The 25,535-nt window shown below is 63.1% G+C and carries 21 protein-coding genes and 1 pseudogene; 11 read left to right on the top strand and 11 right to left on the bottom strand.

Translation table 11 applies throughout. From position 1 onward, the window contains the following. Positions 1-59 precede the first annotated feature (59 nt). From ntrC to hfq, 4 genes are all read left to right on the top strand, one after another. A complete protein-coding gene (gene ntrC, locus HEQ16_11605; protein MCO4054671.1) occupies positions 60-1,499 on the top strand; it encodes a nitrogen regulation protein NR(I) in 1,440 nt (479 codons plus the stop codon). A 215-nt stretch (positions 1,500-1,714) separates the two neighbouring features. After that, the gene (locus HEQ16_11600) at positions 1,715-3,907 is read left to right on the top strand and encodes a PAS domain-containing sensor histidine kinase (GenBank protein ID MCO4054670.1); all 2,193 of its coding nucleotides are present in this window, start codon (positions 1,715-1,717) and stop codon (positions 3,905-3,907) included. Beyond that, positions 3,904-5,274 carry a sigma-54-dependent Fis family transcriptional regulator gene (locus HEQ16_11595; protein ID MCO4054669.1) on the top strand — a complete coding sequence of 457 codons (1,371 nt, stop codon included), beginning with the start codon at positions 3,904-3,906 and terminating at the stop codon, positions 5,272-5,274. Before HEQ16_11600 ends, HEQ16_11595 begins: the two co-directional genes overlap by 4 nt. Before the next feature lie 238 nt (positions 5,275-5,512). Next, positions 5,513-5,761: an RNA chaperone Hfq gene (gene hfq, locus HEQ16_11590; GenBank protein ID MCO4054668.1), complete on the top strand. Its 249-nt coding sequence runs from the start codon at positions 5,513-5,515 to the stop codon at positions 5,759-5,761. 119 nt (positions 5,762-5,880) lie between these two features. On the opposite strand, the gene rimO is transcribed toward hfq, so the two are convergent. Then, positions 5,881-7,200 (bottom strand): 30S ribosomal protein S12 methylthiotransferase RimO, encoded by a 1,320-nt coding sequence (gene rimO, locus HEQ16_11585; GenBank protein MCO4054667.1) that lies wholly within the window; start codon positions 7,198-7,200, stop codon positions 5,881-5,883. 420 nt (positions 7,201-7,620) lie between these two features. On the opposite strand from rimO, the gene HEQ16_11580 reads away from it, so the two are divergent. Beyond that, positions 7,621-8,586, top strand: coding sequence for a carbohydrate kinase (locus HEQ16_11580; GenBank protein MCO4054666.1), 966 nt, complete (start codon positions 7,621-7,623; stop codon positions 8,584-8,586). Between the two features lie 94 nt (positions 8,587-8,680). On the opposite strand, the gene xylB is transcribed toward HEQ16_11580, so the two are convergent. From xylB to HEQ16_11535, 9 genes and pseudogenes are all read right to left on the bottom strand, one after another. Beyond that, positions 8,681-10,141, bottom strand: a complete 1,461-nt coding sequence (gene xylB, locus HEQ16_11575) for a xylulokinase (GenBank protein MCO4054665.1) — start codon at positions 10,139-10,141, stop codon at positions 8,681-8,683. 6 nt (positions 10,142-10,147) lie between these two features. After that, complete coding sequence (locus HEQ16_11570; GenBank protein ID MCO4054664.1) at positions 10,148-11,629, bottom strand: mannitol dehydrogenase family protein; 1,482 nt, start codon at positions 11,627-11,629, stop codon at positions 10,148-10,150. 5 nt (positions 11,630-11,634) lie between these two features. Beyond that, complete coding sequence (locus HEQ16_11565; GenBank protein ID MCO4054663.1) at positions 11,635-12,405, bottom strand: L-iditol 2-dehydrogenase; 771 nt, start codon at positions 12,403-12,405, stop codon at positions 11,635-11,637. Beyond that, positions 12,402-13,409: an ABC transporter ATP-binding protein gene (locus HEQ16_11560; protein ID MCO4054662.1), complete on the bottom strand. Its 1,008-nt coding sequence runs from the start codon at positions 13,407-13,409 to the stop codon at positions 12,402-12,404. The genes HEQ16_11565 and HEQ16_11560 overlap by 4 nt, the downstream gene beginning before the upstream one ends. Beyond that, the gene (locus HEQ16_11555) at positions 13,406-14,236 is read right to left on the bottom strand and encodes a carbohydrate ABC transporter permease (GenBank protein ID MCO4054661.1); all 831 of its coding nucleotides are present in this window, start codon (positions 14,234-14,236) and stop codon (positions 13,406-13,408) included. Before HEQ16_11555 ends, HEQ16_11560 begins: the two co-directional genes overlap by 4 nt. Before the next feature lie 54 nt (positions 14,237-14,290). Continuing rightward, the gene (locus HEQ16_11550; protein MCO4054660.1) at positions 14,291-15,154 is read right to left on the bottom strand and encodes a sugar ABC transporter permease; all 864 of its coding nucleotides are present in this window, start codon (positions 15,152-15,154) and stop codon (positions 14,291-14,293) included. Positions 15,155-15,282: 128 nt separating this feature from the next. Further along, a pseudogene (locus HEQ16_11545) lies at positions 15,283-16,613 on the bottom strand (sugar ABC transporter substrate-binding protein). A 345-nt stretch (positions 16,614-16,958) separates the two neighbouring features. Further along, positions 16,959-18,086 (bottom strand): tRNA guanosine(34) transglycosylase Tgt, encoded by a 1,128-nt coding sequence (gene tgt / locus HEQ16_11540; protein ID MCO4054659.1) that lies wholly within the window; start codon positions 18,084-18,086, stop codon positions 16,959-16,961. Further along, positions 18,086-18,673 carry an NnrU family protein gene (locus HEQ16_11535; protein ID MCO4054658.1) on the bottom strand — a complete coding sequence of 196 codons (588 nt, stop codon included), beginning with the start codon at positions 18,671-18,673 and terminating at the stop codon, positions 18,086-18,088. Before HEQ16_11535 ends, tgt begins: the two co-directional genes overlap by 1 nt. Before the next feature lie 141 nt (positions 18,674-18,814). Between HEQ16_11535 and HEQ16_11530 the strand changes: the two genes are divergently transcribed. Beyond that, positions 18,815-19,210, top strand: coding sequence for a hypothetical protein (locus HEQ16_11530; GenBank protein MCO4054657.1), 396 nt, complete (start codon positions 18,815-18,817; stop codon positions 19,208-19,210). On the opposite strand, the gene HEQ16_11525 is transcribed toward HEQ16_11530, so the two are convergent. Next, on the bottom strand, positions 19,137-21,719 hold the full coding sequence (locus HEQ16_11525; protein MCO4054656.1) for a cation-translocating P-type ATPase: 2,583 nt from the start codon (positions 21,717-21,719) through the stop codon (positions 19,137-19,139). The two genes, HEQ16_11530 and HEQ16_11525, sit on opposite strands and share 74 nt — an antisense overlap. 354 nt (positions 21,720-22,073) lie before the next feature. Between HEQ16_11525 and HEQ16_11520 the strand changes: the two genes are divergently transcribed. The 5 genes from HEQ16_11520 (at position 22,074) to HEQ16_11500 (ending at position 25,461) form a co-directional block, all read left to right on the top strand. Further along, on the top strand, positions 22,074-22,835 hold the full coding sequence (locus HEQ16_11520; protein MCO4054655.1) for a cytochrome b: 762 nt from the start codon (positions 22,074-22,076) through the stop codon (positions 22,833-22,835). A gap of 159 nt (positions 22,836-22,994) precedes the next feature. After that, the gene (locus HEQ16_11515) at positions 22,995-23,420 is read left to right on the top strand and encodes a YeeE/YedE family protein (protein MCO4054654.1); all 426 of its coding nucleotides are present in this window, start codon (positions 22,995-22,997) and stop codon (positions 23,418-23,420) included. A gap of 5 nt (positions 23,421-23,425) precedes the next feature. Continuing rightward, a complete protein-coding gene (locus HEQ16_11510; protein MCO4054653.1) occupies positions 23,426-23,860 on the top strand; it encodes a YeeE/YedE family protein in 435 nt (144 codons plus the stop codon). A gap of 21 nt (positions 23,861-23,881) precedes the next feature. Continuing rightward, positions 23,882-24,784 carry an MBL fold metallo-hydrolase gene (locus tag HEQ16_11505; GenBank protein MCO4054652.1) on the top strand — a complete coding sequence of 301 codons (903 nt, stop codon included), beginning with the start codon at positions 23,882-23,884 and terminating at the stop codon, positions 24,782-24,784. 26 nt (positions 24,785-24,810) lie between these two features. Beyond that, positions 24,811-25,461, top strand: a complete 651-nt coding sequence (locus HEQ16_11500) for a peroxiredoxin (GenBank protein ID MCO4054651.1) — start codon at positions 24,811-24,813, stop codon at positions 25,459-25,461. Positions 25,462-25,535: the final 74 nt, after the last annotated feature.

The raw sequence follows: 25,535 nt of genomic DNA, 5'->3' as shown, positions 1-25,535 counted from the left end.
GTGTGTGAACTCCCCCTATGGAGACCGGCGCGGCGGTCGACGCATGACAGGACAGATCGATGCCGAATGGCAGCATCATTGTTGCAGATGACGACGCGGCGATCCGGACAGTGCTCAACCAGGCGCTGTCCCGGGCCGGCTACGAGGTGCGGTCCACCGGGCAGGCCGCAACCTTATGGACCTGGGCGGCGCAGGGGCTCGGTGATCTCATCATCACCGATGTCGTGATGCCTGACGGCAACGCCTTCGACATGCTGCCGCGCATCAAGCGCGTGCGCCCCGATGTGCCGATCATCGTCATGAGCGCCCAGAACACCTTCATGACCGCGATCCGCGCTTCCGAGCGCGGCGCTTACGAATACCTGCCCAAGCCCTTCGATCTTAAGGAGCTGGTGGCGATCGTGGGGCGTGCATTGTCGCGGCCGCGCGGCGAGACCTGCGGGGTGCAGGGCGCGGAAGCCGAGGAAATCCCGCTGGTGGGCCGCTCTGCTGCGATGCAGGAAATCTACCGCGCGCTGGCGCGCCTGATGCCGATCGACCTGACCGTGATGATCAACGGGGAATCGGGCACCGGCAAGGAGCTGGTGGCGCGCGCGCTGCATGATTACGGCAAGCGCCGGTCCGGCCCGTTCGTGGCCGTGAACATGGCCGCGATACCGCGCGACCTGATCGAATCCGAGCTGTTCGGCCATGAAAAGGGCGCATTCACGGGCGCGCTTCAGCGCAGCGCTGGCCGTTTCGAACAGGCGGAGGGAGGCACGCTCTTCCTCGACGAGATCGGTGACATGCCGATGGAGGCCCAGACGCGGCTGCTGCGCGTGCTCCAGCAGGGCGAATACACTACGGTCGGCGGGCGCACGCCGATCAAGACCAATGTGCGCATCATCGCCGCCACCAACAAGGACCTGAGGATTTCCATCCAGCAGGGCCTGTTCCGTGAAGATCTGTTCTTCCGGCTCAACGTTGTGCCGATCCGGCTGCCGCCCCTGCGCGAGCGTGTTGAGGACATTCCCGATCTGGTGCGCCACTTCTTCACAGTGGTGGAGAAGGAGGGGCTGAGCCGCAAGCAGCTTGATTCGGAAGCGATGGACCTGCTCAAGCGGCACCGCTGGCCAGGCAATGTGCGCGAGCTTGAGAACCTCGTGCGTCGCCTCGCTGCCCTGTATCCGCAGGAGACGATCACGGCGCCCATCATCGATGCCGAGCTTGTGCCGACCGCCGCGCCGCAGACCAGCGCGGGCGGGGAGCGGCCCGATTCGATCGCCGGGGCGGTGGAACGGCACATGGCCATCTATTTCGGCGGCTATGGCGAGAACCTGCCGCCGCCGGGCCTTTATCACAGGGTGCTGCGTGAGGTGGAGGCGCCGCTGATCGCAGCCGCGCTGGCTGCCACGCGCGGCAACCAGATCAGGGCCGCCGAGCTGCTGGGCCTCAACCGCAACACTTTGCGCAAGAAGCTTCGGGAACTCGACATGCAGGTGATCCGCTCGACCCGATGAGCGCATCCTGACGAAGCCGATTTCCGAGCGCCGCAGGATCGCGGTCGCAATACTGTCATATTTTGACAACACCGTTGCGGGGATGCATCACTGGACGCGCCGGTGTTCGGCACAGGCGCGCCGAAGCGCAGAATTGGCAGTTTTGTTTGTTGGCAACTACGCAATCTCGCGATCAGGGCCAGCCCGAGACAAGGGGCAGTCGCACGGCCACCTGGGTGGGCGTGGCGCTTGTGACGCTCGCCCTCAGCTCTGCGCTCGCCACCTTCATGGTCATCTCCGGCTCCACCCGGATCGTGCCGGTGCATTCGGTGGTGGTGACGCTGTTCATGGTGAACGCGTCGATCATCCTGGCGCTGCTCATCCTGGTGCTGTGGCAGGCATTCATGTTGGTGCGCGCGCGCAACCGGGGCGCGGCGGCGGCGGGGCTGCATGTGCGCATCATCCTGCTGTTCGGGCTGGTGGCGGCATTGCCGGCCATGCTGGTCGCGGTGATCGCCACCATTACCCTGGAGAAGGGGTTGGAGCCCTGGTTCTCCGGGCGGATGCGTCAGATCATCTTCAAGTCCGTCGATGTGGCAGACACCTACACGGCAAGCCAATGCACCAATCTGGGCCGCGAGATCCGGCTGATGGCGGAAGACCTCGGGGCGGTGCGGCCCCTTTTCGAAACGGACCGCAACTGGTTCGACGGCTTTCTGACGGTTCGGGCGAGGGCGCTCGGCCTGCCGATCGTGTTCCTCGTCAGGCAGCCCTACGAGATCGTCACGCGGGCGCGGCTCAACGTCATTCCCGACCCGCCGCCGCTGGTTGACGAGGCGTTCGAGGAGGCGCGAGCCACGGAAGATCCGATCTGCTCGGCCATGGGCGAATCGCGCGTGTTCAGCGCGCTGATGAAGATGCCGGAGTTTCCAGACACCTTTCTGCTGATCGCGCGTCAGGTGGATCCGCTCGCCGTGGAGTTCCCGGCCGAGGCCCGCAACGCGGCGGCGGAATATCTCGCCATCGATGCGCGCCGGCAGGGCGTGCAGATCGCCTTCGGCTCGATGTACTTCCTGATTGCCCTCACGGTGCTGCTCTCGGCGGTGTGGTTCGGCCTGCGCTTCGCAGACCGGCTGGTCGCTCCGATCCGGCGCCTGATCCACGCGACCGATCAGGTCGCGACAGGCAATTTCTATGTGCAGGTTCCGGTCAAGCGCACGGAAGGCGACCTCGCCCATCTGGGCGAGACCTTCAACAAGATGACTGCCGAACTGCGCCGGCAGCGGGACGGGCTTGTGGCGGCAAGCGAGGTTCTCGACCGCCGCCGCCGCTTCACCGAGACTGTGCTTGCCGGCGTCTCGGCCGGGGTGATCGGGTTGGACCACGAGGACTGCGTGACGCTGCTCAACCGCTCGGCAGACGGGCTGCTGGGCGTGGATGGCGCCGGCATCGGCAAGCCGCTCAGCGTGCTTGCGCCGGAATTGAGTGACGCCATCCGCGAGGCACGGCAGATGCGCCAGCGCACGGTCAACTCGCAGGTGGTGATGATGCGCCATGGCCGCGAGCGGACGCTCAACGTGCGCGTCTCGCGGGAGGGGGAGGGGCAACTGGGCCTCGTGGTGACGCTGGATGACATCACCGACCTCGTGGCCGCGCAGCGCACGTCGGCCTGGGCCGATGTCGCCCGGCGAATCGCTCACGAGATCAAGAATCCGCTGACGCCGATCCAGCTCTCGGCCGAGCGCATCCGCCGCAAGTTCGGCAAGACCATCGTCGAGGACCGGCATGTGCTGGACCAGTGCACCGACACCATCATCCGGCAGGTGGAGGACATCCGCCGCATGGTCGATGAGTTCGCCTCCTTCGCGCGGATGCCCAAGCCGTCGCCGACCAGCGACGACATCGCGGCCATGGTGCGCGAGGTGGTTTTCATGATGCGGGTGGGCAATCCTGACCTTGTCATCGAGAGCGCCGGAGTCGACGAGCCGGTCATGGCCGTGTTCGACAGGCGGCTCGTCTCGCAAGCGCTGACCAATGTGGTGAAGAACGCCGCCGAAGCGATCCATGCGGTTCCGCCTGAAGAAGGCATGCCAGCCCGCATCGATGTGGCGCTGCGGCGGCAGGGCGGACACTGGCTGCTCGATGTGGCAGACACCGGCAAGGGATTTCCCGTGGAGAACCGGCAGCGCCTGCTTGAGCCCTACATGACCACCCGAGAGGGCGGCACCGGGCTTGGCCTCGCCATCGTTGGCAAGATCTTCGAGGATCATGGCGGCCAGATCGAGCTTCTCGACCGCGAGGATGGCGGGCGCGGCGCGCATGTGCGCCTCTGGCTGCCGGCCACCAACTCTTCCGAAACCTTTCAAACTGCACAAGAACCGCCTGGCCAGCCGGATGGCGCCGGGTATGAGACGGCACAGCACCCATGAGCTCCGCAGATATCCTTGTCGTCGATGACGAAACAGACATTCGCGAGCTGGTGGCCGGCATCCTCGAGGATGAAGGCTATTCGGCGCGCCGTGCCGGTTCTGCGGATGAGGCGCTGGCGGCGATCCAGGCGCGCCGGCCCAACCTGGTCTTCCTCGACATCTGGCTACAGGGCAGCAGGCTTGACGGGCTGCAGGTGCTCGATCTCATCAAGGAATCCGACCCCGAACTGCCGGTGGTCATGATCTCGGGCCATGGCAACATCGAAACGGCCGTGTCGGCCATCCGGCGCGGCGCTTATGATTTCATCGAGAAGCCGTTCAAGGCGGATCGGCTCGTGCTCATCGCGGACCGCGCGCTCGAGGCCTCGCGCCTGAAGCGCGAGGTCAAGGACCTCAAGACACGCACCGTTCAGGCCAGCCGAATCGTCGGGCGCTCGACCGCCGCCAACCAGCTGCGCATGACGCTGGAGCGCGTGGCGCCGACGAATGCACGCGTCATGATCTCCGGTGCGCCCGGCACGGGCAAGGAACTGGCCGCGCGCACGCTCCACGCGCTCTCCACCCGTGAGTCGGGACCTTTCGTCGTCATCAATTCGGCCACGATCACGCCCGAGACCATGGAAGAGGAACTGTTCGGGGTCGAGGCTGTGGCGGGCAAGCCGCGCCGCATCGGCGCGCTGGAAGAGGCCCATAGCGGCACACTCTACCTCGATGAAGTGGCCGACATGCCCAAGGAGACGCAAGGGCGCATCCTGAGGGTTCTTGTGGACCAGAACTTCCAGCGGGTCGGGGGGACCACCCGCGTGCATGTGGACGTTCGCATCATCTCATCGACCTGCAAGGACATCGCCTCCGAGATCGCCGCCGGGCGCTTCCGGGAAGAGCTGTTCCATCGCCTCAACGTCGTGCCGATCAGGGTTCCGGCCCTGTCGGAGCGCCGGGAAGACGTGCCGGAACTCATCGACTTCTTCATGGAGCAGCTTTCGATCGCGTCGGGGCTGCCGCGCCGCGCGATCGCGAGCGACGCCATGGCCGTGCTCCAATCCCATGAGTGGCCGGGCAATGTGCGCGAGCTTCGCAACAACGTCGAACGGCTGATGATCCTGACCAAGGGCGATCCTTCGTCCGAGGTGACGACTGAAATGCTCCCGGCGGAAGTTGGCGCGCTGGTTCCCGCTACGCCAACTGGCTCCGGCGGCGAGAAGCTGATGAGCCTGCCGCTTCGTGAGGCGCGCGAGATTTTCGAGAAGGAATATCTTGTTGCGCAGATCGCCCGGTTCTCCGGCAATATCTCGCGCACGGCCGAGTTCATCGGCATGGAACGGTCCGCGCTTCACCGAAAGCTCAAGTCGCTTGGCGTCGAATAGCGGCGCAAGGCAGCTGGATTGGGGCCCCCGTGTTGCTTTCGGCGCGTTCGGCCGCAGTGGGTTGTGGAGGCGGGCAGCGAGGCGAAGCCGGATGTCATGCGATCTTTTCGCTTGCGCTCGTTCGGCAGTTGCCCAAAATTGACATCGCGCCGCGTCAGGAGGACGTGACGCAAGAGGCGCAGGCAATCGGATCAGGCCTGCGCCGATATAAAAGAGATCCCAAAAAAGGAAGACTTCGATGGCGGCCGAAAGAGCTCAAAATCTACAGGACACGTTCCTCAACTATGTTCGTAAAAACAAGATTTCGGTCACGATCTTTCTGGTGAACGGGGTCAAACTTCAGGGGGTTGTCACCTGGTTCGACAATTTCTGCGTGTTGTTGCGGCGCGATGGGCATTCACAGCTTGTCTACAAGCACGCGATCTCGACCATCATGCCGGGCAGTCCGGTCGCGCTGTTCGAGGGGCATGAAGACGCCGACAAGTGACGCATCGCGTGTGGTGAGCGCGACCATGCGCGCGGTTTCCAGATCAGGCCGCGCCCGACGGATTCTGTCGAGCGCGACCTGATGTCGTCCGGGGCTGAGCCGTCGCGGCCGTCCAGCGTTCAGACGGCCTGCCCGTGCAGGTCATAGGCGTCGGCGCGCTCGACGCGGACGGTCACGATGTCGCCGACGCGCAGGGGGCGGCGCGATCCGACATAGACATTGCCGTCGATTTCCGGCGCGTCCCAGACCGAACGGCCCTTGGCCACGGTGGGGCCTGCCTCGTCGATGATGACCTTGAGGCGCCGGCCGACCCGCGAGGCGAGGACACGGGCCGAGATCACCTGCTGCGCCTCCATGAAGCGGCGATAGCGCTGTTCCTTCACAGCATCCGGCACCGGCGCGAGCCCCAGATCATTCGCCACCGCGCCCTTCACCGGTTCAAACTTGAAGCACCCGACCCGCTCAAGGCGCGCTTCCTTGAGCCAAGCGAGAAGAAACTCGAAATCCTCGTCAGTCTCGCCGGGAAAGCCGACAATGAAGGTCGAGCGGATGCCGAGATCGGGGCAGATCTCGCGCCATTTGCGGATGCGTTCGAGCGTCTTTTCCTGGTGAGCGGGCCGACGCATGGCCTTGAGAACATGGGGCGAGGCGTGCTGGAAGGGAATGTCGAGATAGGGCAGGACCAGGCCGTCGCTCATTAGCTGGATGACCTCGTCGACATGGGGGTAGGGGTAGACATAATGCAGCCTTACCCAGGCGCCGAGCTGGCCAAGCTCCCGCGACAGATCCAGGAACCTGGCCCTGACCTCGCGGTCCTTGAAGAGGCTCGGCGCATAGCGCAGATCGACGCCATAGGCGCTCGTGTCCTGCGAGATGACCAGAAGTTCCTTGACGCCTGCGGCGACGAGTTTCTCGGCTTCGCGCAGCACTTCGCCGGCCGGGCGCGAGACCAGATCACCCCGCAGCTTCGGGATGATGCAGAAGCTGCACCGGTTGTTGCAGCCCTCTGAAATCTTGAGATAGGCATAATGGCGCGGCGTTAGCTTCACGCCTTGCGCGGGCACCAGATCAAGGAACGGATCATGGGCTGGTGGCAGCGCCGCGTGCACGGCGCCCAGCACGCTCTCGTAAGCCTGGGGGCCGGTGATGGCGAGCACGTTGGGAAAGCGCTCCGTGATCTGTTCCGGCTCCGCGCCCATGCAGCCGGTGACGATCACCTTGCCATTCTCGGAGAGCGCGCGGCCGATGTTGTCGAGCGACTCCGCCTTGGCTGAATCGAGGAAGCCGCAGGTGTTGACGATCACCAGATCGGCGCCGGCATGGGTGCGCGTCAGCTCATAGCCTTCCGAGCGCAGCGACGTGATGATCCGCTCCGAATCCACCAGCGCCTTGGGGCAGCCGAGCGAGACGAATGAAATCTTGGGAGCGGGAGCGTTCATGGAGTTTCCGATGCGAGCGTGCGCGCGCTGTCTAGCCGAAACCGTCAGCAATGGGAACCGCGCTGCCGCTCCGCCCTGGCGAGGAACCGGCCACGGCGCCGGCGGCCGATCGCTCCAGCAGAAGCTGGCCGCGCAGGCGCTCACCGCCTCGCGGAAGGGCCAGGAGACATGGACGACGGGCGCCCAGGTTTATGTTGGCATTATACTCCAGCGTGGCGCGCCCTGGCGGGTGACGATGCCGAGGGCAGGGGGGCGATTGACATAGGTTGTTTTGGTGTCTTCAAGGAAAGCCGACTTGTGGCCTGGCCTTCCCGCAGGCAAACGATGGATGGCGGCAAGATGACAAATGCAAGGGAAGATGTGGCAGTCTGCCAGCAAGACATGCCGGACATGAAATCTGCGCGACGGGGAGGTGGCTGAATGTTCGTTGTCTGCGGAGAAGCCCTTTACGACCTTTTTGCAAACGGAAAGCCGGACCCGGGCGGCAAGGTCGTGCTGAGGGCGGTTCCAGGTGGCTCACCCTTCAATGTCGCGATTGGACTGGGGCGCATGGATGTGAGCTGCGGCCTCCTATCGGCCATCCCCCGTGATGTCCTTGGCACAGCGTTGCGCGCGCGTCTGGCCACCGAAAACGTATCGGCCCGTTTTCTTCTGGAGAGCGCGGGGCTGACCACGCTCAGCTTGGTCGGTCTCAATGATGATGGCTCTCCGAGTTATTCATTCTATCAGACTGGCCAGGATGAACGCCTGTCGATTGACAATTTGTCGCCATTCGGCGCCGATGTCGTCGGCATGCATCTGGGCTCCTATGCGGCAGTCGCACCTGTCACATCCGCATGCTTCCAGGCACTGGCTGAACGTGAACAGGGTCGCCTGGTCACCTATGACCTGAACGTTCGCCTGACGGTGGAGCCGCGCACGGCGGTCTGGAAGGCGCGCGTCGCAGCGCTCCTGCCTGTCGTCAGTGCGCTCAAGGCCAGCGACGAGGATCTGACCGCGCTGTGGCCCGACCGTGATCCCGTCGATGTCGCGCGTGAATGTGCCTTGCAGGGCCCGGCGCTCGTGGTTCTGACGCGTGGGCCGAAAGGGGCGGTTGCCTTCCACCGCAGCGGCGAGTTTGCGATGTCGGCTCCGGTCACTGAGGTGAATGACACAGTCGGTGCAGGCGACGCTTTCCAGGCCCAGCTGATCGCTGCATTGCTCGAACATGGTGGCAGGTCGCGCGCCCTGATCTCAAGCATGAGCCAGGATGAGATTGCGACGATCATCCGGCGCGCCATATGGGCAGCTTCGCATACGTGCCGTCGGCAAGGCGCTGATCCGCCAACGGCGGCAGATATTGCACCATTTCTGAGCGAGCTTGGTCGCACCGCGATGGCAGACTGACAATCGGGTTAAGAGCGTTGCGCCCAAAAGCGGGCGCCGATTTTGTGAACAATCAATGCTCACTGCTGTTGTGACGGGACGATCTGGCGCGCGTCTAGAAAGCACCCTTCAATCTGGCATAGAGGTCGCGGAAACGGGGCAGGCGCTCGGCGTAGAGCCCGGCCAGTTCGGAGTCTGGCGCGAACATGTCGCGGATCGGCGGTTTGCTGCAGACCTGGGCGACGGGCTCCTGTGTGATTGCCAGCCGGGCAAGGCGCGCTGCTCCGAAGGCCGGGCCTTTCTCGCCACCGTGGTGGCGAATGAGCGGCATGTTCAGCGCGGAGGCAATGATGGTCATCCAGAAGGTGGATTGTGATCCGCCGCCGATGACGCTGAGCGCGGAAAGCTCGGTGCCTGCGCCCGAAAGGCAGTCCCTCGCGTCGACACAGGAAAAGGCGACGCCTTCGAGGACGGCGCGGACCATGGAATACGGTGTTGTGGCCTGGTCGAGGCCGATGAAGGCTCCCCGCGCCTGTGGATCATTGTGCGGAGTGCGCTCTCCGGAGAGGTAGGGCAAGAACACGAGGCCGGAGGGGCGCGGCGCGGTCGCCTCAGTCCGATCAAGCAGAAGCTGGATGTCGCCCTCACCCAATTGCTGCGCGATCCATGCCAAGCATACGGCGCCGTTGAGCATGGCCGCCATCTGGAACCAACGGTCTGGAACGGCGTGGCAGTAGGCATGCAGAAACTTCTGCGGGCAAGGCCGATAGCTGGCGGTCGCAACGAAAAGCTGCGCCGATGTTCCGAGCGACAGAAACGCATCACCATCGTCCACCGCCCCGATGCCGACAGCGCCCGCCGCTGCATCGCCCGCGCCAGCGGCTACCGCGACGCCGTCCGGCAATCCGAGTTGTGCGGCGACGCCGGGCAGCAGCCGGCCGCTGATGGCGATGCCCTCATGGACAGGCGGCATTTGCGATGGCGCGAGGCTGGATGCCGCGATCAGTTGGGCGGACCAATCGCGGGCCGCCTGATCAAGCCAGAGGGTGCCAGCAGCGTCAGAGAGGTCGGTCGCATAGCTTCCGGTCAGCTTCAGCCGAATGAAGTCCTTGGGTAGCAGCACGTGGGCTATGCGCCGGAACAACTCAGGTTCATTGCGCTGCATCCAGAGCAGTTTTGGGGCCGTGAACCCCGGCATGGCGGGCGCGCCTGCAACCATGCCAAGGCCGGGCATCGCGCTCTCGAGCACATGGCATTCCGCAGCGCTGCGTCCGTCATTCCACAGGATCGCCGGGCGCAGCACCTGTCCGGCAGCATCAAGCGTCACGGCACCATGCATCTGGCCTGACAGGCCGATGGCCGTCACGTCGCTCCAGGCCGTGCCACAATCAGATCTCAGGCCAGCCAGCGCCCGGAGCGTGGCCATCCACCAGTCCTCCGGGTCCTGTTCGGACCAGCCGGGATGGGGCGAACGCCATTCCAGCGACGCTTCCCCCGTTGCAACAACTGTCTGGCCTTCATCCACCAGAACTGCCTTGACGGCTGAGGTTCCGATATCGATGCCGATGACATGCATGGCCGGTCAGGACGCCCCAAGCCAGCGCGACAGCGCGGCGGCCACGCCATCAGCCTGCACTTCGCCGAGTGCTTTGGCGAAGTGCGCGGCAAATGCCTCATCGGCACCGACCGCTCCGTAGATATCGCGCATGGCGAGCCACTCTGCCGGGTTGGCTTGCGCTGCATGGGCGGTTCGTGTCAGGCGCTCCCAGCCTGGATCATTGGGGGCGATGACCTCGCCGCTCTCCGTCTTTCCAAGGCAGTAGCGGCACCAGAGCGCGGACAGCAGCGCCAAACCGCTGACATGACCGCCGTTCCGCAGCGCGTCGGCAATGGTCGGTACTATGAATTTGGGTTGCCGGTTCGATCCGTCGAGGCAAAGACGGCGAATGGTGTCGCCGACCTCCGGATTGGCGAAGCGCTCGGCAATCAGGCTTTGGTAACTGGCAAGCTGCGTGCCAGGCACCGGGGGCACCTGCGGGATGATCTCATCACGCGTCAGCTTGGCCAGGAAACCTGCGATCAGCGGGTGGCTCATGGCATCGTGCACGAAATGGATGCCAAGCAGGCCAGCGGGATAGGCGATGGCCGCGTGGCCGCCGTTGAGGATGCGTATCTTCATCAGCTCGAAGGGCGTGACATCGGTCGTGAAGGTCGCGCCCGCGCTCTCCAGCGCTGGCCGACCGTTCGAAAACTTGTCCTCGAGAACCCACTGCCTGAAGGTTTCGCAAAACACAGGCGCGCTGTCCTGCAGGCCGTAATTGTTCACCAGCCAGCTGCGTTGCGCGTCGGTGGTGGCCGGCGTGATGCGGTCGACCATGCCATTGGGGAAGCGGACATGCGCGGAGATCCAGTCGGCCAGAGCCGAATCCACCAGGCGTGCAAGCCCCGTGACCGCATCGCGGGTTACCTCACCATTGTGGGGGATGTTGTCGCAACTCATCACCGTGAAGGCGGGCAGCCCCGCGGCGCGGCGCAGCGCAAGGCCTGCCACGATCCTGCCGAAGACGGTTTCCGGACTGGACATCTCCCTGGCGTCAGCCAGGATATCCGGGTGGTTGGCGTCGAATTCGCCTGTCGCGGGGTCGATGAAATACCCGCCCTCCGTGATGGTCAGAGACACGATGCGGATCTGCGGATCGGCCAGCTGCGCCAGCAGGGCCGTGACGTTGGCGGGCGCGATGAAATCGATCATGCTGCCGACAATGCGGACGGATCGGCCATGAGCATCCTGCTCGACCAGTGTTGTCAGGAAATCCTGGCCCGACAGCCGCTGTCGCATCGCCTCGTCAAACCGCGTGACACCCGCGCCGACGACCCCCCAGTTACGAGCCTCGCCCCGGTTCATCAGGTCATCGAGATACACCGCCTGATGAGAGCGATGAAAATTCCCGACGCCGAAATGCACGATGCCGGGCGTGATTGCGTCGCGGCGATAATGCGGCTTGCCGACGCCGATCGGCAATTGGTCCAGTGTCGCCAGCGACAGGGGCACGGTTCGGGTCATCTTCATCAGCTCATCCATTGGCCGCCATCAACATTGAATGTCTGCGCCACGACATAGTCACTTTCACCGGATGCGAGAAAGATGGCGCATCCCACATGATCCTCGGGCTTGCCCATGCGGCCGAAAGGCACGCCTTCGCCCACGAGACGCTTCTTCTCGCCGGGCGGACGGTTTTCGTGCCGCGCGAACATGGCGTCAACCTCGGTCCACATCGGCGTGTCGACAACGCCGGGCGAGATGCCGTTGACGTTGATGCCGTGTCCGATAAGGGCGAGGCCGGCCGATTGCGTAAGGCTGATGACGGCCGCCTTCGAGGCGCAATAGACCGCGACCAACGCCTCGCCCCGTCGGCCGGCCTGCGATGCCATGTTGATGATCTTGCCACCCTTGCCGGCCGCGACCATCGACTTGGCCACGGCCTGCAGCATGAACAGCGCGCCTTTGACGTTGACGGCGAAAACGCGGTCATAGCTTGCCTCGGTGATTTCGGTCAGCGGCCCCATGTCGAAGATGGCGGCGTTGTTCACCAGGATGTCGACGCCGCCGGCGATGCGCTCCATATCGGCGACGCACCCGGCGATGGATGCGGCGCTCGTCACATCCAGACTCAGCGCGAATGCGCCCGAGCCAATCGCGGCGGCGGTGGACTTTGCATCCGCACCATTGATGTCCGCGATGCAGACGCGCGCACCTTCTGCGGCGTATCCCTCGGCGATGGCCCGACCGATGCCGCGCGCCCCGCCAGTGATGATTGCAGTCTTTCCGGCAAGCCTCACGTGCGCATGACTTTCCCTGCTGAATCGAAGCGGTGGATGCGTTCAGGCGGGAAGGCGAAACGCGCCACACCGCCCGCTTCTGCTGCGAATTCGCCAGTGGCTCGCACCACCACTGGACCAAGCTCGCCAGCATCGAGATGCAGGAACGTGTCTGAGCCCAGATGTTCCGCCAGCCGGATCGTGCCGGCATGCGGCCCTGCCTGATCGAGCGTGATGTGCTCCGGCCTGATGCCGATGGTCGCCGCGCCATAACGGCCGCTTGCCTCGCCAGCGCAGATGAGGTTCATGCGCGGCGAACCGATGAAGCCAGCGACAAACAGGTTGTCCGGCCGGTTGTAGAGTTCAAGCGGCGTGCCGACCTGCTGCACCTGTCCCTTGTCGAGCACGACGATGCGATCAGCCATCGTCATGGCTTCCACCTGGTCGTGGGTAACGTAAACCATCGTCGATTTCAGTGATTGGTGGAGTTGGGCGATCTCGAGCCGCATCTGCACGCGCAGCGAGGCGTCAAGGTTGGACAGCGGCTCATCGAACAGGAACGCCTTGGGTTCACGCACGATGGCGCGTCCTATGGCGACGCGCTGACGCTGCCCGCCGGAGAGCTGGGCAGGCTTGCGATCAAGAAAATCTGTCAGGTTCAGCGTGCGCGCCGCCTTTTCCACCTTGGCGGCAATCTCGGGCTTGGGCACATTCGCCATCTTCAGACCAAAGGCGATGTTGTTGCGCACGCTCATGTGCGGATAGAGCGCGTAGGACTGGAACACCATGGCGAGCCCGCGTTTGGCCGCGGGCAGATCGGTCACATCCGCATCATCGATGCGGATGCTGCCACCGGTCGTGTCTTCGAGACCTGCGATGAGCCGGAGCAAGGTTGACTTGCCACAGCCCGATGGACCCACGAAAACGACGAACTCACCGCCCCTGATTGCAAGGTCGACACCCTTGATGACCTTCACCTCGGCGAAGGCCTTCTCCACGCCGCTCAGTTGGATGGACCCCTTCATTTCACCGCTCCGAATGTAAGGCCGCGGACCAACTGCTTCTGGGCAAACCAGCCGAGGATAAGGATGGGGCCAATGGCCATTGTCGAGGCCGCCGACAGCTTGGCCCAGAACAATCCTTGCGGCGCCGAAAAGCTGGCGATGAACTGGGTCAGGGGCGCCGCGTTCGATGTGGTCAGGTTCAGTGTCCAGAATGCCTCGTTCCAGGCCAGGATGACATTGAGCAGCATTGTGGAGGCAATGCCGGGCAGCGCCATCGGGGCCAGCACGAACACCAGCTCCTTCCACAGCGTCGCGCCATCCATGCGCGCTGCTTCCAGGATATCAACCGGGATTTCCCTGAAATAGGTGTAGAGCATCCAGACCACGATGGGCAGGTTCATCAGGAAAAGGATCACAATAAGACCGCCGCGCGTATCCAGCAGCCCGAAATCGCGGAACAGCAGATAAACCGGGATCAACGCTCCCACTGGCGGCATCATCTTGGTCGACAGCATCCACATCAGAAGGTCCTTGGTCTTCTTCGTTGGCTGGAAAGCCATGGCCCAGGCGGCCGGAACCGCAAAGAGCAGCGCAACCAGCGTCGAGCCCAGCGCCAGCGCCACGGAATTCATGGCAAAGCGCAGGTAGTTGGAGCGCGCCTGCACGTCGGCATAGTTTTCCGTGGTCCACTGGAAGAACAGGAACTTCGGCGGCAGCGAGAAGGCGTCGAGTTCGCTCTTGAAGCTGGTCAGGATGGTCCAGAGCACAGGGAAGAAGATGAGGAAACCGACGACCCATGCCAGTGCAGTGACAAAGATGCGATGAAGCGTCGAGGTTCGGCGTGCCATGCTCAGCGATCGAGATTAGTGTTCAATTTCAGTTTTCGCGATTAGTTCTCAAGATTAGTTCTCAAGATTCTTGCCAATGAGGCGAATGAGGAAGATCGCGACGATGTTGGCAAGCACAACCGCGATGATGCCGCCTGCCGATGCACCCCCTACGTCATAGTTCAGCAGGCCCTGGAAGTAGACGAGATAGGACAGGTTCCCCGCCGTGCCGCCGGTGCCTGTGACATAGACTTCGGCAAAGATGTTCAGCAGAAAGATTGTCTCGATCAGGATCACGACAGCAATAGGCCTAGCCAAATGGGGCAGCGTGATGAAGATGAACTGGGAGAGGAACCCGGCCCCGTCCATCTCTGCCGCCTCCTTCTGCTCCCGGTCCAGAGACTGAAGCGAGGTCAGCAGGATCAGCGTTGCGAACGGAAGCCACTGCCATGACACCATGATGGAGATGGAGGTGAGCGGCAGATCGCCAATCCAGTCGATCGGTTTCAGCCCAATCGCGGTCATGCCCGCTGCCAGAATACCCGAAACCGGGTGCATCATCATGTTCTTCCAGACCAGGGCGGAGACCGTTGGCATGACGAAGAATGGCGCGATGACCATCAGGCGCACGATGCTGCGGCCGAAAATCGGCTGGTCGAGCAGCAGAGCCAGCAGGATGCCGCCGACGATGCTGATCACGATGACATTGAAGACCACCAGAAGGGTGTTGAACAGCGCCTTGAAGAAAGCGGGATCCGACAGGAAATAGCGGAAATTTTCGAGCCCGGTGAAGGTTTCACCGCCGGGATTGAGCAGGTTGTAGCGCAGCAATGAAAACCAGATGGTCAGGCCCAGCGGCACGATCATCCAGACCAGCAACACGGCCACAGAGGGCGCGACCGCGAGCCGGCTCAGTTTGTTGGCATGCTGCGTCGCCATTGGGGTGACTCGCGTTCTCGAACAAGGATCGCGGCCATCAGAGCAGATTTCAGGAGTAGAAACGCGATACTGATGCCCGGCCTCGCACGCCGGCAGGCGCGCGGGGCCGGGTCAGTTCGCATCCTGAATTACTTGATGTAGCCGGCGCGGGTCATTTCGCGTGTGCTTGTCTCCTGCGCCTGCCTCAGGGCTGCATCGACTGTGATGCCCCCGGCAAGGGCCTGCGAGAAGAGCTGGCCCACAGTCGTGGCGAGGCCCTGAAATTCAGGGATTGCGACGAACTGCACACCCACATACGGCACCGGCTTGACTGTCGGCTTCGATGGATCGGCCGCGTTGATCGAATCCAGCGTCATCTTGGCGAATGGCACCTTGGCGTATTCCGGGTTGGCATAGAGCGAGGTGCGGGTTCCGGGCGGCACGTTGGCCCAGCCTTCCTTGGCGGCGACAAGTTGCAGGTACGACTTGCTGGTGGCCCAGGAAATGAACTTTTGCGCTGCCTCCGTCTTTTTGGAGCCAGCCGGCACCGCCAGCGACCAGGCCCAGAGCCAGTTAGCCCGCTTGCCAAGGCCGTTGTCCGGCGCCAGCGCAAAAGCAACCTTGTCATGGACCTGAGATTCCTTCGGGTTCGTGACGAACGACGCTGCGACAGTGGCATCGATCCACATGCCGCATTTGCCGGCGTTGAACAGTGCCAGGTTCTCGTTGAAGCCATTGGACGACGCACCGGGAGGGCCTGCGTCCCGCATCAGGTTGACGTAGAAATCGAGCGTCGCCTTCCATTCGGGCTGATCGAACTGCGGCTTCCACTGCTCGTCGAACCAGCGCGCGCCGAAGGAGTTCGATGCGGCGGTCAAGAACGCCATGTTCTCGCCCCAACCAGCCTTGCCACGCAGGCAGATGCCGAAGGTGCCGGTCGCCTTGTCCGTCATCTTGCGGGCGGCCTCCGCGATGAAGGTCCAGGTCGGCGCATCGGGCATCTTCAGCCCGGCCTTGTCCATGAGGTCCTTGCGGTACATAACCATGGAGCTTTCACCGTAGAACGGTGATGCAAACAGCTTGCCCTCGTATGAAAGCCCGCTGCGGATGGCCGGAAGCAGGTCGTTGAGTCATAGTCGGCGCCGAGCCCGTCGAGTGGCACAAGCCAGCCGCTCTTGGCCCAGATCGGCACCTCGTACGTGCCGATTGTAAGCACATCGAACTGACCGCCTTTCGTGGCAATGTCAGTTGTCACGCGCTGGCGCAGCACGTTTTCTTCCAGCGTCACCCATTCCAGCGTGATGCCCGGGTTTTTCGAGGTGAAGTCTGCCGTCAGCCCCTGCATGCGGATCATGTCGCCATTGTTGACCGTGGCGATGGTGAGCTTGGTCTGGGCCCAGGCGAATGTCGGAAGGCCCGCACCCGAGGACAGGAACGTCGCTGTGGCAGCGACGGATAGGAACTTCGAAAGTGGAGTCATGTCTCTCTCCCTGATGTTAGACGAACGCTGATTGCGTCCTTGGTTCCAGGGTTACTGCTACACAGTAGAGTAAGCAATTGCCCAGTACGCAGGCAATCGACCATTCTCCAGGAATGATGTCAAGCGCAATGGATCTGCCACGCATGCCAGGTGGCGGTATCATTGAAACGCCTGCAAGTTCAAAAACTTGTAGCATTCTGCTCCAGCGTGGCAGGTCATTTTTGGTTCCATAATATGTCTTATGCGAATCGCAGGCAGGCAATCAGCCTGGCTCGGGCGCGGCATGCCGTCAGGCGGATCGAGAGCTTCGCAGGATATTCGACCGCAAGGTGATCGGCGGCGCGATCAGCTTTCCCCTCTCGCCCATCCCTCCTTGGTCCTGGCGATGAAGTCATCAAGCCTGCCGGCGGCGATGGCGGCGCGCAAGCCTGCCATCAGGTCCTGATAGTAAGCGAGATTGACGGCGGTCAGCAGCATCTTGCCGAGCATCTCGTCGGCCTTCACCAGATGGTGCAGATAGGCCCGGCTGTAGCTGTTGGCGGCAGCGCTGCCCGAGGCTGCGTCGACAGGCCTGTTATCCTCGGCGAACTTCGCGTTCCGGAGGTTCATCCGGCCAAACCGCGTGAAGATCTGGCCATGCCGCCCGGCGCGGGTCGGCATCACGCAATCGAACATGTCGACGCCGCGGCGCACGGCCTCGCAGATGTCGTCGGGCGTGCCGACGCCCATGAGATAGCGCGGCTTGGGCTGCGGCAGATGGGGCTCCACCGCTTCGATCATGGCCAGCATCACATCCTGCGGCTCGCCCACGGCAAGTCCGCCAATGGCGTAGCCCTTGAAGTCCATGGCGGCGAGGGTGCGCGCGCTCTCTTCCCGCAGGGGAACCGAAGCGCCGCCCTGCACGATGGCGAACAGCGCCCTGCCCGGATGGTCGCCGAAGGCCCGCTGGCAGCGCTCGGCCCAGCGCAGCGAAAGCTGCATCGCCTTTTCCGCCACCTTGTCCTCGGCCGGCAACGCCACGCATTCGTCGAGCTGCATCACGATGTCGGAGCCCAGAAGGTTCTGGATTTCGATGGACCGCTCAGGGCTCATCTCATGCTTCGAGCCATCGATGTGCGATTGGAAAACGACGCCCTGCTCACTGATCTTGCGCAGCTGCGCCAGCGACATGACCTGAAACCCGCCAGAATCCGTGAGGATCGGATGGGGCCAGTTCATGAAGGCATGGAGACCACCAAGCCGCGCGATGCGCTCCGCGCTCGGGCGCAGCATCAGGTGGTAGGTGTTGCCCAGGACAACATCGGCGCCGAGAGCCTTGACCTGCTCCGGGTACATGCCCTTGACCGTGGCGGCGGTGCCCACCGGCATGAATGCCGGCGTGCGGATGACGCCGCGCGGCATGCGGATCTCGCCCGTGCGTGCCGCGCCGTCGGTTGCGCGGATATGCAGCCCGAACGGGATCTCGCCTGCCATCAGGCGCCCCTGCCCGGCCAAGCGGACACGCCGATCAGCCAGGCATGCAGCCAGCGGGCGAACACGAACCAGAGCACCAGCCCTACGGCGAGCGCGCTCCAGTCGCGGCTCGTGAATCCGGCCGGGCGCGGCGGCAGCCTCACCCCTGCCCTCCGCTTGAGCGAGATGCGCGCCATCACCGCCCATGCAAGGAAGCCGCCAAACAGCAGGATGCTCCCGAGATCGCCATTGGCGAGCAGATGCGCTGTCGCCCAGATCTTTACGGCCAGCAGCATGGGATGCTTGACAGCGGCATGGATCACGCCGCCAGAATTGGTCGCCGCGAGCAGCACGAAGATCGGCAGCGTCAGCAGCAGAGTCAGGTGTGCCATCCAGAAGGGCGGATTCCAGACCGGAACCATGCCGGCCGCACGATAGGCGCCGAAACCGTAGACGATGAGCGCGAAGCCCAACAGCGACAGCGTGGTGTAAAGCCCCTTGAAGCCCCCTTCCCCGAGCCTGCCCACCAGAGCGGCTCTGGGTCCACGCGCCATGGATACGGCGTGGGTCCCGAGAAACAGAACGAGCCCGGCAATCAAAAGCAGCATGTCCGCACTCCCTGAGCCCGGGCCGGCGAGACCGGCCCGTCGCCAATGGACTAGCGCGGGCGATCGGCCCGGCCAAGGAAAAACAGAGTTGACCCCGATTGAAGGAGGTCAAGGTCAGAGTGCGGTTTCATTCCCGCAGGATTGCAGAAAAGAATCGTAAAACGTTGCAATAACAATGCAAACTCGGCCTTGGCGTGGCCGGGCGGGTTTCCGCCGGTCTCGACGGTGCGCAGCCATTTCCACGCCTGTCGCGACAGCGGCCTTCTGGCGACAGTCAATCAGCTTGTGGTGACGGCGGCGCGCGAGATGGAAGGCAGGCAGGCTCAGCCAACCGCCGGCATCATCGACTTTCGGAGCGTCAAATCCACCGGAAGCTGCGGGATTTGCGGCCATGATTCGGGAAAGCAGATCGAGGGACGCAAGCGCCACGTCTTCGCCTATCGCGGCTATGCGGGCGACACGCTCAAGGACGCGATGGGGGGCCAGGCATCGCATCGGTCCGCCGGCGGTCGAACGCCATTCGCCAAAGCGGTTTGAGGACTTCAAGGACCACAAGCACGAGCGCACCAGCGCCCACAGTGAGCGCGAGATCATCGATATGCAGCGGCCCGAACCGGAAAAGCTTGCTGATGAAGGGAATGAGCAGTGTCGCTCCCAGCATGAGGACCACCAGAGGAAGCACGATGGCCAGCGCCCGGTTGGGCCGCTTGATCGCCTTGAGCAGCGACGCACTGGCGGAGCGGTTCACCAGAATCAGGGCAACGATGGAAATCACGAGCGCAAAGAATGTCAGCGCGCGGACTTCGTCGACAGGCATTCCCCGATCGAGCGCGACCACGAAAATCACCGAGACCAGCCCGAATGCGAAGGCGCCCTGCAGCAGGCTCCAGATAATCATGGCGCGGGAAAAGAGCGGCTCGGCTGGATCGCGCGGCGGCCGGCTCATCACGTCATCTTCTTCGGACTCAGCCTCGAAGACGAGGGAGCACACCGGATCGATCACCATTTCGAGGAAGGCGATATGCATCGGGCCGAGCAGAATCGGCAGTCCGAAAACGAGAGGGAGCAAAGCCAATCCGGCGATCGGCACATGAACGGCGAAAATGAAGCTCATCGCCTTGCGCAGATTGTCGTAGATGCGACGGCCAAGCCTGACCGTAGTGACGATTGAGCCGAAATCGTCATCCAGCAGCACGATGGCCGCGGCCTCGCGGGCGACATCCGTGCCGCGTCCGCCCATCGCAACGCCGATGTTCGCAGCCTTCAGGGAGGGCGCATCATTCACGCCGTCGCCCGTCATGGCGACGACCTCGCCATCGGACTTCAATGCCTCGACAATGCGCAGCTTCTGCTCTGGCATGATACGCGCGAAAATCGTGGCGGTCCTCACCCGCTGCGCGAGGTCAGCGTCAGAGAGCGCAGCGAGTTGTTCTCCGCTGATGATGTCATCGCTGTCGAGCCCTGCGGCGCGGCCGACTGCCCGGGCGGTCGTCGGGTAGTCGCCGGTGATCATCACCACCCGGATGCCGGCGGTCCGGCACTCCCGGATCGCCTCAGGAACACTGTCCCGCAAGGGGTCGGAGAGCCCCACCAGACCGACGAATGAGAAATCAAAGCCATGCTGTGTTTCGGGAAGCGCCTTCCCCGCGAACGAAGCGCGCGCGACGCCCAGGACCCGAAGTCCAGCCGCTGCCATGTCATCGACCGATGCCTTGAGATTCAGGCGCGCATTCGGATCGAGGCGGCAAAGATCAGCGATGGCTTCGGGCGCGCCCTTTGCGGCGACTTCGAACGAGGCGTGATCACCGCCGCTTTGCCAGACATGCGACATCGCAAGGCAATCGGGCCGCAATGAATAGGCTTTGACGAGCGATCGCGAAGGCGTGTTGCTGCTTGTCGGCATCACGGCTCCGTCATTCGCCAGAGCATGAAAGGCTTTTTCCATGGGATCGAACGGCTCCGGCGCGCTGGCAAGCGCTCCGGCGCCAACCAGTCCCTGGAACGAAGCGGGCAGGATTTCCCTGGAGCTATCGACACGTCGCGCCGAACCATCCGCCAGGCGCAGTTCGGTGATCGTCATGCGGTTCTCAGTGAGCGTTCCAGTCTTGTCTGTGCAAAGGACCGTTGCAGACCCGAGCGCTTCGATTGCCGTCGCACGGCGCGTCAGAACGCGGGCCTGCGAGATCCGCCATGCGCCCATCGCCATGAACACGGCAAGGACAACAGGGAACTCCTCCGGCAGCATCGCCATGCCAACCGCGATGCCCGCGAGGATTGCATCGAGCCAGCCGCCGCGCAGGGTTCCGTAGAGCACGACGACGAGCAGGCTGACGGCCGCGCCAACGAGGGCGAAGATAGTGACCAGCTTTCTGGTTTGGATTTGCAGGTGCGGGGCGGCGGTTTCAAGCTGGCCGAGGGATTGGCCGATCTTGCCGATTTCGCTCCTTGGCCCTGTGGCCAATACCTCTGCCTCGCCGGCGCCGCGAACGATGAGCGAGCCGGAATAGACGAAGGGCAAATCATCGCCGCCTGGCCGCGCCGTCATGACTTGGGTCATTGGCGCCTCCCGCTTGCGGACCGGAACGGATTCGCCGGTCAGCAGCGATTCATCGGCCTCAAGATTCTGCGCTGACAGAAGTCGCGCATCTGCCGGCACGCGGTCACCCTCCGAAAGGATGATCAGATCCCCCCGAACGACCTCGCGCCCGGCAATCCGCTTGCGCTCACCGTCGCGAACAACCAATGCACGCGGGCTGGTCAGGTCGCGCAGGGCATCGAGCACACGTTCGGTGCGGGCTTCCTGAACCACGGTAATCAGCACCGAGGCGCAGGCAAACACGAGCAGGATGATGGCTTCCTTGACATCTCCAAGCGCGAGATAGACCACACCGCCGCCGATCAGCAGCGCGAGCATGGGCTCACGAATGACCTCCAGAAAGATTCTGAGGGCTGTCCGCTGATTGCTCCTCGGAAGCTCATTCGGGCCGTCTTCGAGCAGCCGCGCCTTCGCTACGGCTTCGCCAAGGCCGGAGGAGTGGACCGTCATGGGCGTGTTGCCCGTTCTGTGGCGCCGCGCGCCGCATGGGCCGAAGCCAGGGCAGACCACCTTTCTCCGAGACATTCGCCGCAGCCGTGAACGAGCATTTTGACAGCGTCGCACGGGCTGCGATCTTGCGTATTGATCTGGGTCATGGAACCCATGGCCAGATAAGTTAAAATCAAAATCCTTATCATATAGAGGCCGATCGCAAGTCATTGATTTGCGCTTAAATTTTCATTGGCAATGTATTTCTTGCAAAAAATAATCAATAAAATCTCGGAACAATCCGTATACTGGAGCTATTACACTAAAATACGAGAGTGTCTGGGGGTTTTTTCTGATAGCGCTGGTGAAATCGGCATGGACGTGCGCAATGGCCGCGACCAGTTCTTCCGGTTCGACAACGACAGGGGAAAGATCGTCATCGACAGCGTGACGCTCAAGATCAAGAGCGAAGATGCCATCCTGGCGCGACTACGGGACAACTTCCCTCCCGGGGACAGTGGCGCCACCCATCCAGAACCTGAAAGAGCGACCATGGCACAGACAACCGACCGTTACGATCCTGTTTCCCAGGCTTTCCATTGGGTTATGGCCATCGTCGTGGTGCTCGCCTACGGCTTTGGGCTTGTGCGCGAAGACATGCCCAAAGGCGATTTCAGGAACGGGTTGCTGACCCTGCATATGTCCGCCGGGCTTTTGGTCTTCGGTCTGACGATGCTGCGGTTGACCTGGCGCGCCGGACATCCTGCGCCCGCAATGCTGGTAGAGGCGCCACTCATGATGCTGGCAGCCAAAGCGGCGCACATCGCGCTCTATGCTGCGATGATCGCCATCCCGCTTGCTGGTCTCGTCAGCGCCTGGACAAATGGAAAGATCGTCAGCTTCTTTTGGGTCGCGCCACTGCCGTCCCCAATCGCGCTCGACAAGCCTTTCTCTGAAGCGTTGGAGGAAATCCACAGTGTCGCGGCCCACGTGCTGATGGTCGTCGCGGGGCTGCATGCGCTGGCTGCCATCGCTCACCATATGATCTTGAAGGACGCGACTTTGTTGAGAATGCTGCCCGCCAGCCTCCGAGGGCCGCTCGCTTCACCATCTGCCGACACAGGAAGAAACAGATGAAACGCTCTGGATTCACGTTCTGGCTGTGCGCCATGCTGGTGCTCGCACGCGGCAGGACAGATACAGATCGAGGCAGCCCTGATTAGCTAAACGGCGTCTACTCGGGAATTGTTCTTGAACTCAAACGCATGCTTCCAGTTGCTGGAGCTGACCAAGCTCATGATCACAGTGTTCACTCCCTTGGCCTCGCTGTTTGGCGGCTTCCTCATTGGTCTCGCGGCCGTCATCCTGATGGCCTTCAACGGTCGCATCGCGGGCATGACGGCGATGCTCGGCGGCCTGTTGGAGCCGCGGCACCCTGATGCCCCATGGCGGCTCGCATTCCTGGTGGGAGCCGTCGCTGCGCCGCTTGTTGCGACCTTATCGGGAGCAGAGTTCAGCTTTGCCTCGCCGACGACCGGCGTTGTCCTGGTGTTGGGCGGCGTGATCGTCGGCGTCGGGGTGACATATGCATCAGGTTGCACGTCGGGGCACGGGGTCTGCGGCATGGCCCGCCTCTCACCCAGGTCCATCGTTGCCACCGCGACATTCATGGCGACCACATTCGCCACCGTGACGCTTATCCGTCACGGCTTTGGAGGATGACCGAGATGAAGCGCATCCTGTCCGCCCTCGCTGCCGGCATGATCTTCGGCACCGGCATCGCCATCTCCGGCATGGGCAACCCTGCCAAGGTTCTGAACTTCTTTGATCCCTTCGGCACCTGGGACCCCAGCCTGGCCTTTGTCATGGGCGGCGCCCTGCTCACCGCAGCCATTGGCTACCGGCTCTTGTTCGGTCGTCGTCAGACCCCGCTCTTCGACACCAAGTTCCACCTGCCGACAGCACGGACCATCGACGCCAAGCTGGTCGGCGGCTCCGCCTTGTTCGGGGTGGGCTGGGGCATTGCCGGCTTCTGCCCAGGCGGCGCCGTCCCGGCGCTTGGCTTCGCGCCGTGGCCAACCGCCCTGTTCCTGATCTCGATGGGTGGCGGAATCCTGTTTGCGCGCTGGCTTCAGGCAATGCCCCGTCGCCACACCGCCTGACCCCATCAAGAGGAGAAAACCATGACCAGCTTTGCCCCCATCCCGCATCCCGTTGACCTCTCGGTGAAACCAGAGGTCACGGCCTTTTTCGATGCGCCGACCAATACCGTCACCTATGTGGTGAGAGACCCGCACTCGGCTTCCTGCGCGATCATCGACAGCGTCATGGACATCGACTACGCGGCGGGCCGGATCGCTTATGAATCCGCCAATCAGATCATCGCCTTTGTCCGGAAGCATGGCCTCAAGGTCGAGTGGCTGATCGAGACGCATGTCCATGCCGATCACCTGTCTGGCGCGCCGTACCTCCAGGATAAACTGGGCGGCAAGATCGGCATCGGCGAGAAGATCACCGTCGTTCAGGACACATTCGGGAAGGTCTTCAACGAAGGGACCGAATTCCAGCGCGACGGCAGCCAGTTCGACCAGCTCTTCAAGGATGGCGACGAATACAGGATCGGCTCGATGACAGCCTTCGTCATCCACACGCCCGGCCACACGCCGGCCTGCATGACGCATGTCATGGGCAATGCGGCCTTCGTTGGCGACACCCTGTTCATGCCGGATGGCGGCTCGGCCCGGGCCGATTTCCCGGGCGGCGACGCGCGCACGCTTTACCGCTCAATCCAGCGTGTCCTGTCGCTGCCAGGCGAAATGCGCCTGTTCATGTGCCACGACTATGGGCCGAATGGCCGCGACATACGCTGGGAAACCACGGTCGCCGAGCAGCGCGCGCACAACATCCATGTGAAGGATGGCATCGGCGAAGACGAGTTCGTCGCCACGCGCGAAGCCCGCGACAAGACCCTTGCCATGCCGCGGCTCATCATTCCCTCGCTTCAGGTGAACATGCGCGCCGGCGCGCTGCCGCCGCCCGATGACAACGGCAAGATCTTCCTCAAGGTGCCGGTGAATGCGCTGTGACCATCAACCAGAAGGAGACGATGACCATGACTGAATTGACCCCCGCAGTCGGCCTGCCCGGCATCAACCGCCCGGCGCCGGACTTCACCGCGCAAACCACCGACGGGCCGCGAAGCCTCGCCGACTACAAGGGCAAGTGGCTGGTGCTGTTCTCCCACCCTGCCGATTTCACTCCGGTCTGCACGACAGAGTTCGTCGCCTTCGCAAAGCACCATGCTGCGTTCAAGGCGATTGGGTGTGAGTTGCTCGGCCTGTCGATCGACAGCATCTACGCGCACATCGCCTGGCTGCGGAGCATCGAGGGAAACTTCGGCGTCGAGGTGCGCTTTCCGATCATCGAAGACCTCTCGATGAAGGTGGCCCATGCCTATGGGATGGTGCAGCCCGGTGCCAGCGACACCTCGGCAGTGCGCGCCACCTTCGTCATCGACCCCGAGGGCATTCTCCGGGCCATGCTCTACTATCCGATGAGCAATGGACGATCCGTGGCCGAGATCCTGCGGCTCGTCGGAGCGCTGCAAACCAGCGATGCGCACAAGATCGCGACGCCGGAGGGCTGGACCGCGGGCGAGAGCGTGATCGTGCCGCCGCCCAAGACGGCCGAAGAGGCCCGCCAGAGAGCCTCCCAGGGGTTTGAAACGACCGATTGGTACTTCAGCACACGCAAGGTCGCGTGACACAGATCCGGTTCGCTCACTCCGGGCGGACCGGAAGCCTCCACATGAAGCGATGGCCACTGCAAGGAGCGCGG

Source organism: Bosea sp. (in: a-proteobacteria) (assembly GCA_023910605.1).
In the GTDB taxonomy this organism is placed as follows: domain Bacteria; phylum Pseudomonadota; class Alphaproteobacteria; order Rhizobiales; family Beijerinckiaceae; genus Allobosea.
The sequence above is the reverse complement of the archived record's forward strand: the minus strand, read 5'-3'. Positions and strand labels throughout refer to the sequence as shown.

What these genes read in the sequence shown, in the direction of transcription:
- HEQ16_11555 (MCO4054661.1), bottom strand. Translation starts at nt 14,236, where the DNA reads ATGGCACGCCGAACCTCGACGCTTCATCGCATCTTTGTCACTGCACTG.
- ntrC (MCO4054671.1), top strand. Translation starts at nt 60, where the DNA reads ATGCCGAATGGCAGCATCATTGTTGCAGATGACGACGCGGCGATCCGG.
- HEQ16_11580 (MCO4054666.1), top strand. Translation starts at nt 7,621, where the DNA reads ATGTTCGTTGTCTGCGGAGAAGCCCTTTACGACCTTTTTGCAAACGGA.
- HEQ16_11520 (MCO4054655.1), top strand. Translation starts at nt 22,074, where the DNA reads ATGGACGTGCGCAATGGCCGCGACCAGTTCTTCCGGTTCGACAACGAC.
- HEQ16_11510 (MCO4054653.1), top strand. Translation starts at nt 23,426, where the DNA reads ATGAAGCGCATCCTGTCCGCCCTCGCTGCCGGCATGATCTTCGGCACC.
- HEQ16_11525 (MCO4054656.1), bottom strand. Translation starts at nt 21,719, where the DNA reads ATGACGGTCCACTCCTCCGGCCTTGGCGAAGCCGTAGCGAAGGCGCGG.
- HEQ16_11550 (MCO4054660.1), bottom strand. Translation starts at nt 15,154, where the DNA reads ATGGCGACGCAGCATGCCAACAAACTGAGCCGGCTCGCGGTCGCGCCC.
- HEQ16_11595 (MCO4054669.1), top strand. Translation starts at nt 3,904, where the DNA reads ATGAGCTCCGCAGATATCCTTGTCGTCGATGACGAAACAGACATTCGC.
- tgt (MCO4054659.1), bottom strand. Translation starts at nt 18,086, where the DNA reads ATGGCAGGCGAGATCCCGTTCGGGCTGCATATCCGCGCAACCGACGGC.
- xylB (MCO4054665.1), bottom strand. Translation starts at nt 10,141, where the DNA reads ATGCATGTCATCGGCATCGATATCGGAACCTCAGCCGTCAAGGCAGTT.
- hfq (MCO4054668.1), top strand. Translation starts at nt 5,513, where the DNA reads ATGGCGGCCGAAAGAGCTCAAAATCTACAGGACACGTTCCTCAACTAT.
- HEQ16_11505 (MCO4054652.1), top strand. Translation starts at nt 23,882, where the DNA reads ATGACCAGCTTTGCCCCCATCCCGCATCCCGTTGACCTCTCGGTGAAA.
- HEQ16_11500 (MCO4054651.1), top strand. Translation starts at nt 24,811, where the DNA reads ATGACTGAATTGACCCCCGCAGTCGGCCTGCCCGGCATCAACCGCCCG.
- HEQ16_11560 (MCO4054662.1), bottom strand. Translation starts at nt 13,409, where the DNA reads ATGAAGGGGTCCATCCAACTGAGCGGCGTGGAGAAGGCCTTCGCCGAG.
- rimO (MCO4054667.1), bottom strand. Translation starts at nt 7,200, where the DNA reads ATGAACGCTCCCGCTCCCAAGATTTCATTCGTCTCGCTCGGCTGCCCC.
- HEQ16_11570 (MCO4054664.1), bottom strand. Translation starts at nt 11,629, where the DNA reads ATGACCCGAACCGTGCCCCTGTCGCTGGCGACACTGGACCAATTGCCG.
- HEQ16_11535 (MCO4054658.1), bottom strand. Translation starts at nt 18,673, where the DNA reads ATGCTGCTTTTGATTGCCGGGCTCGTTCTGTTTCTCGGGACCCACGCC.
- HEQ16_11515 (MCO4054654.1), top strand. Translation starts at nt 22,995, where the DNA reads ATGATCACAGTGTTCACTCCCTTGGCCTCGCTGTTTGGCGGCTTCCTC.